This is a genomic window from Dietzia sp. DQ12-76 (assembly GCF_014145045.1).
Classification (GTDB): domain Bacteria; phylum Actinomycetota; class Actinomycetes; order Mycobacteriales; family Mycobacteriaceae; genus Dietzia.
In genome coordinates, this window is sequence record NZ_JAALDV010000091.1 from 1 (window position 1) to 6165 (window position 6165).

Genomic DNA, 6165 nt, shown 5'->3' on the forward strand with positions numbered 1-6165 from the left:
GCGTGAGGGGTCTGGAACGACGACGAGGCCGACGCCGGACGAGGGCCGCTGACGCGGGGCCTACCCCACAGCGCTGACACGGGGCCTACCCCACCGCGCTGACGCGGGGCCCACCCCACCGCGCTGACGCGGGGCCTACCCCACCGGGCTGACGCGGGGCCTACCCCTCGATGTCCGCCTTGAGGTTGGCCAACAACTGGTGCTGGATCCGCTTGAGCCCGGCTGGGGCGAAGGTCCGCTCGAAGAACCCCCCCACTCCCCCGGCCCCGTCCCACGACGTGGTCATCTCCACCAGCGCACCCCCGGTGGCCTCGCGGACCGTGTAGGTGGTGGCCATGGACGAGTTGGCGTCCTTCTCCACCAGCGACCAGTGCGCCGCGGCCTCGTCCACGGTCACCGTGGCCTTGACGTCCCGGCTGCGCTTCTTGGTGGCCTGGAGGTTCCACGCCGCCACGGTGCCGTGCCCCTGGCCGCCCTCGATCAACCTGTACGCGGTGAACTGCTCGGGCTGGATCCGGGGACGAACCTGGGCGTAGTCCGCGATCGCGGCCGTCACGGCCGCGACGGGCGCCTCGATGACGATGGTGTTGCTGGCGGTGACCCTGCCCATGATCGTGACTCCTCCTCTGCCTGACCACATCGCGACCGCCGGAATCGCCGGTGGCGGCGCCCTCGACAGGGGCGCGTCAGACCCCCACCATCGTGCCCGATCCCTCCTGCCGCCGAGCACGCCACCTCGCCACGACTTTCCGGAGTTCCTCGAGCCAGAGGATCGACGAGCCCACCGCGACCGCCAACAACCACTCGTCCGCGTGCAACGGGGTGGTGTCGAAGATCCCCTGGAGGAAGGGCACCTGGACCACGGCCACCAACAGCAGCGGGACCGCCGCCAGGGCCACCCAGATCGGGGCGTTGTGCGCCATGTCCCGGGAGAACACCGAGCCGTCCGTGGAGCGGACGTTCATCAGGTTGAACACCTGGAAGAACACGAAGGCGGCGTAGGCGAGAGTGGTGGCGAACAACGGCACGCCCGCGCGTTCGGGGAAGATCGTCTCCGCGAACGCGAGGACCAGCAGTGTCCCGGTGGCCATGACCACGCCCAGCCACAGGATCCGTACCAGTCGTGACGGGGTGAGGATCTGCTCGTCGGCGGGTCGGGGCGGCCGCCGCATCGCGTTCTTCTCCACGGGCTCCACGCCCAGCGCCATGGCCGGCGGGCCGTCCATGACGATGTTCACCAGCAGGACCTGCAGGGCGGTGAACGGCACCGCGGGCAGACCCAGCAGCCCGCTGGCGAGGAACACCAGCACGAACGCCCACGCGGTGGTGAGCTGGAACTTCACGAACTTGACGATGTTGTCGTAGATCCCGCGGCCCTGTTCGACGGCCGAGACGATCGTGGTGAAGTTGTCGTCGGTGAGGACCATGTCGGCCGCGCCCTTGGACACGTCGGTGCCGGTGATCCCCATCGCGATCCCGATGTCCGCCTGACTCAGCGCGGGCGCGTCGTTGACGCCGTCGCCGGTCATGGCCACCACGTCCCCGCCGGACTGCAGCGCCCGGACCATCCGGATCTTGTGCTCCGGGGACACCCGGGCCAGGACTCCCATTCCGGGAGCCCGCCCGCACAGCTCGTCGTCGTCGAGTCCGTCGAGATCGACCCCTCGCACCGCCTCCCCCTCGATCCCCAGGTCGCGGGCGATCGACGAGGCCGTGACGAGGTGGTCTCCGGTGATCATGTGGACGGAGATCCCGGCCGCGCGCGCCACCCGGATGGCCTCGGCGGCCTCGGGCCGGGGCGGGTCGACGATGCCCACCACCGCGAACACGGTCAGCCCCCACACCTCGTCGAGGAGCCTGCTCTCGTCCACTGCGACCTCGTCGGTTCCGTCCTTGAACGGACGCCCCGCGACCAGCAGGGTCCGTAGCCCATGTCCGGCCAGCTCATCGGTCGCGAGACGGATCGCCTCGTGCAGCTCATCGGTGAGCTCCACGGCGTCCGTGCCGTTCCACACGTGGGTCGACCGGGGCAGCAGCGCACCGGTCGCGCCCTTGGCGCTGAGCGCGAGCCCCCCGCCCGGTGAGCGGTTGACGGTGGCCATGAACCTGTAGTCGGAGTCGAAGGGCACCTGGGCCACCCGGGGCCGGGCGGCACGCAGTCCCTCCACGTCGAGCCCGCACTTGGTGGCGGCCACGAGGAGAGCGCCCTCGGTGGGGTCGCCGACGAGTTCGCCGTCGGTCACGATCGCGTCGTTGCACAGCGTCATGGCGACCGCCGCCCTCCGGAGGTCCGGAACGGCATCCGGATCGGACGACAGGACCGTGCCGGTCGCCTCGTACCCGGTCCCGGTGACGGTGTAGGCGGAACCGCCCGCGACGATCCGCGTCACGGTCATCTCGTTGAGGGTGAGGGTCCCGGTCTTGTCGGTGGCGATGTGGCTGGTCGACCCGAGGGTCTCCACCGCCGCGAGGTTCTTGATGATCGCTCCCTCACGGGCGAGCCTCGAGGCGCCCATCGCGAGGGTGAACGCCACCACGGCGGTGAGGCCCTCCGGGATGGTGGCCACGGCGAGCGAGACGGCACTGAGGAGCATGTCCTCCCAGGACTGCCCGCGCACCAGTCCGATCCCCATCACCAGCGTCACCACGACCAGCGCGATCACGGTGAGGACCCGGGCCAGGACCCCGATCCGCCGTTGGAGCGGCGTCTGCTCGCCGCCCGCCCCGTCGAGCAGCTCGGCGATCGCCCCCATCTCCGTGCGCTCACCGGTCCCCGTGACCACTACGCGAGCCCGACCGCGGGTGACCTCGGTGTTCATGAACACCATGCCGGTGCGGTCACCGAGCGGCGCGTCCGCGGCGGCCACCGCTCCCGCCGTCTTGTCCACGGGGACCGACTCGCCGGTCAGGGCCGACTCCGCCACCTGGAACCGGGACGCCTCGAGAACGCGTCCGTCAGCGGGGACCCTGTCGCCGGATTCCACCACCACGACGTCCCCCGGGACGAGATCCGCGCTGTCCACCTCCACCTCGCCGCCGTCCCGCACCACCCGGCTGTGCGGCACCGCCATGTCGCGCAACGCCGCCAGGCTCTCCTCGGCCCGCGTCTCCTGCACGTAGTTCAGCACTGTGTTGAGCACCACCACCAGGAGGATGACGACCGGGGTCTCCCACTCGCGCGAGATCACGGCGCTCACCACGGCGGCCACCGCGAGAACCATGATCATGGGGTCGCGGAGCAGCCGCAGGACCCGCCTCCAGGCCGGCACCCCGGCCGCCACCGGCAGGGTGTTGGGACCGTGCACGGCGAGGCGACGGGACGCCTCGGCGCGGGTCAGACCGTTCGACCCCGCGCCGAGGCGGGAGACCACCTCCGCGGTGGGCAGTGTGTGCCAGGGGGTGCGCAGATCCGTCTCCGGGGCGCGGTCCGTCGTCGTCACCCCCCCATCGTGCCCGGTCAGCTGCCCCGGGCGATCCACTCCTCCAGATGCGGGGACTCTTCACCCACCTTGGTACCGTCGCCGTGGCCGGTATGGACCAGTGTCTCGGCCGGCAGGGTGAGGATGCGGTCCCTGATCGAGGTGATGATGGTGGGGAAGTCGGAGTACGACCGACCGGTCGCGCCGGGCCCTCCGGAGAACAGGGTGTCGCCGGAGAACAGGACGCCCGCCTCGGGGACGTGGAAGACGCACGAGCCCGGCGAGTGACCGGGGGTGTTCATGACCGTGAACCCGGTCCCGGCGATCTGGAAGGTCTGCCCGTCCTCGAGGTCCTCGTGGGCGACCGTCGGGTGGGTCTCCTCCCACAGCATCTGGTCACCGGGATGGACGAAGACCCGGGTGTCGAGCTCCCGGGCCAGCTCCGGGGCCACGGTGATGTGGTCGTTGTGGGCGTGCGAGCACAGGATGCCCTTCACCGTGCGCCCGGCCACCGCGTCGATGATCGGCTGGGCGGTGTGGGCGGCGTCGATGACGTACACCTCGGAGTCGTCGCCGAGGATCCAGATGTTGTTGTCCACCTCCCACTCGCCTCCGTCGAGGGCGAACACGCCGCTCGTCACGACCTTCTCGATGCGCAGGCCACCGGCATTACCGGCACTGGTGTGGGTCTCGCTCACAGGGTCACCACCGATCGGAGGACGGAACCGGACTTCATGGCACCGAACGCGGACTCGACCGCGTCCAGGCCGATGCGCTCGCTGACGAACTTCTCGAGCGGGAGCCGACCCTGCAGGTGGAGATCCACCAGCATCGGGAAATCGCGCTCCGGCAGGCAGTCGCCGTACCAGGAGGACTTCAGCGAACCACCGCGGCCGAAGAAGTCCAACAGCGGCATCTCCAGGCGCATCTCGGGCGTGGGCACCCCCACCAGGACCACGGTCCCGGCGAGATCACGAGCGTAGAAGGCCTGCTCGTACGTTTCGGGCCGGCCGACCGCGTCGATCACGACATCGGCGCCGACGCCGCCCGTGAGCTCCTGGATGGCCGCCACTGGGTCCACCCCGGTGGAGTTGACCACGTGGGTGGCACCGAAGTCGCGCGCCCACTCGAGCTTGGTGTCATCGATGTCCACGGCCACGATGGTCGACGCACCCGCCAGACGTGCGCCCACGACCGCGGCGATGCCGACACCACCACACCCGATGACCGCCACGGACTGGCCCCGCGTGACATTGCCCGTGTTGACCGCGGCACCGAGGCCGGCCATCACGCCGCACCCCAGCAGTCCCGCCACGGCCGGGTCGGCCGCGGGGTCCACCTTGGTGCACTGCCCCTCATGGACCAGGGTCTTGTCGATGAACGCGCCGATCCCGAGAGCGGGGGTGAGCTCCGTGCCGTCGGTGAGGGCCATCTTCCTCGAGGCGTTGTGGGTGGCGAAACAGTACTGCTGCTGCCCGCGCTTGCAGGCCCGGCACTCACCGCACACCGCTCGCCAGTTCAGCACCACGAAATCGCCCTCGGCCACATGAGTGACGCGGTCACCGACGGTCTCGACGATCCCCGCGGCCTCGTGGCCCAGCAGGAAGGGGTACTCGTCATTGATGCCGCCGTCGCGATAGGCCAGGTCGGTGTGGCAGACGCCGCACGCCTGCACGCGGACGACGACGTCGTTCGGCCCCGGATCGGGGACCACCACGTCGACCAGCTCGACGTCCGCGCCCTTGCTACGGGCGATGACGCCCTTGACGGTCTGTGACATTCCGGATTCTCCTCGAGATCAGTACAGCTCGGGCAGGTGTCGGGCGATGACCGGCACCGGCATCTCCCACCCTGCCACACATGCAGATCCCGCCATCTTTCCTCCCGCCAGACGGCCGAGGCCCCGGACACTCACGGTGTCCGGGGCCCCGGGGGACGAGCAGGCTGCTCGGAGGTCCGCTCAGACGGCGACACCCTGCGCACGCAGCCACGGCACGGGGTCGATCCACTGGCCGGCCGGGTTGCGCACGCCGAAGTGCAGGTGCGGGCCGGTCGAGTAACCGCGGTTGCCCACGGTTCCGATGACCTGACCGGCATGGACGCGCTGGCCCACCGAGACGTAGTTCTGGTCGTTGTGGCCGTACTCGAGGAGGTATCCGTCGTCGGTCTGGATGCGGATCCACAGTCCGTAGCCCGAGGCCGGCCCCGCGGCGACGACCGTGCCGGACTTGGCGGCGAACAGGGGCGTGCCGATCGGGGCGCCGAAGTCCGTGCCGTTGTGGAAGGTTCCCCACCGCGGTCCGAAGCCCGAGGTGATGGGGCCGAAGGTCGGGGCATGGGCTCCGCCGACCGCACCGGCGGGGATACCGAGCGAGCCGAACAACGCGGGATCGAGGGCGTACTCCCGCAGCTGCTGCTCGTTCAGACCGATGCCCTGGGCGAACTCCTGGGCCATCTGGCCGATCTGGTTCACGTCGATGTCAGCGGACTGGGCGGAGGCGGCGGGGGCTGCGGCCATCGCGACGCCACCGGTGAAAGCGGCACCGGCGACTGCGCCGGCGACGATGCGGCCCATCCCGCTCGCGGACCGGGCTGCGCGGTGGCGGCCGGCGGTCGCGCCGGAGCCGGCCACACCGAGTCGATCGGCGAGCTCGGTGAAGGTGATTCGAGTGGCGTCGGACATCAGGGGAAACCTCGGAGTTCGGTGCGTGGGCGAAGCGGCGGGCCGACCGGCTTCCCCGGTGGA

At 70.5% G+C, this 6165-nt stretch carries 5 protein-coding genes; all 5 read right to left on the minus strand.

Annotated elements, in window-relative coordinates; genetic code table 11:
• Positions 1-160 precede the first annotated feature (160 nt).
• Positions 161-610, minus strand: coding sequence for an SRPBCC family protein (locus G6019_RS04255; RefSeq protein ID WP_156607159.1), 450 nt, complete (start codon positions 608-610; stop codon positions 161-163).
• Between the two features lie 76 nt (positions 611-686).
• On the minus strand, positions 687-3440 hold the full coding sequence (locus tag G6019_RS04260; protein WP_309230155.1) for a cation-translocating P-type ATPase: 2754 nt from the start codon (positions 3438-3440) through the stop codon (positions 687-689).
• Positions 3441-3457: 17 nt separating this feature from the next.
• Positions 3458-4117 carry an MBL fold metallo-hydrolase gene (locus G6019_RS04265; protein WP_107756298.1) on the minus strand — a complete coding sequence of 220 codons (660 nt, stop codon included), beginning with the start codon at positions 4115-4117 and terminating at the stop codon, positions 3458-3460.
• Positions 4114-5199, minus strand: coding sequence for an S-(hydroxymethyl)mycothiol dehydrogenase (locus G6019_RS04270; RefSeq protein WP_107756297.1), 1086 nt, complete (start codon positions 5197-5199; stop codon positions 4114-4116). The genes G6019_RS04265 and G6019_RS04270 overlap by 4 nt, the downstream gene beginning before the upstream one ends.
• Before the next feature lie 180 nt (positions 5200-5379).
• Entirely contained in the window at positions 5380-6102 is a 723-nt protein-coding gene (locus G6019_RS04275) for a M23 family metallopeptidase (RefSeq protein ID WP_182613349.1), read from the minus strand.
• Between the last annotated feature and the right edge of the window lie 63 nt (positions 6103-6165).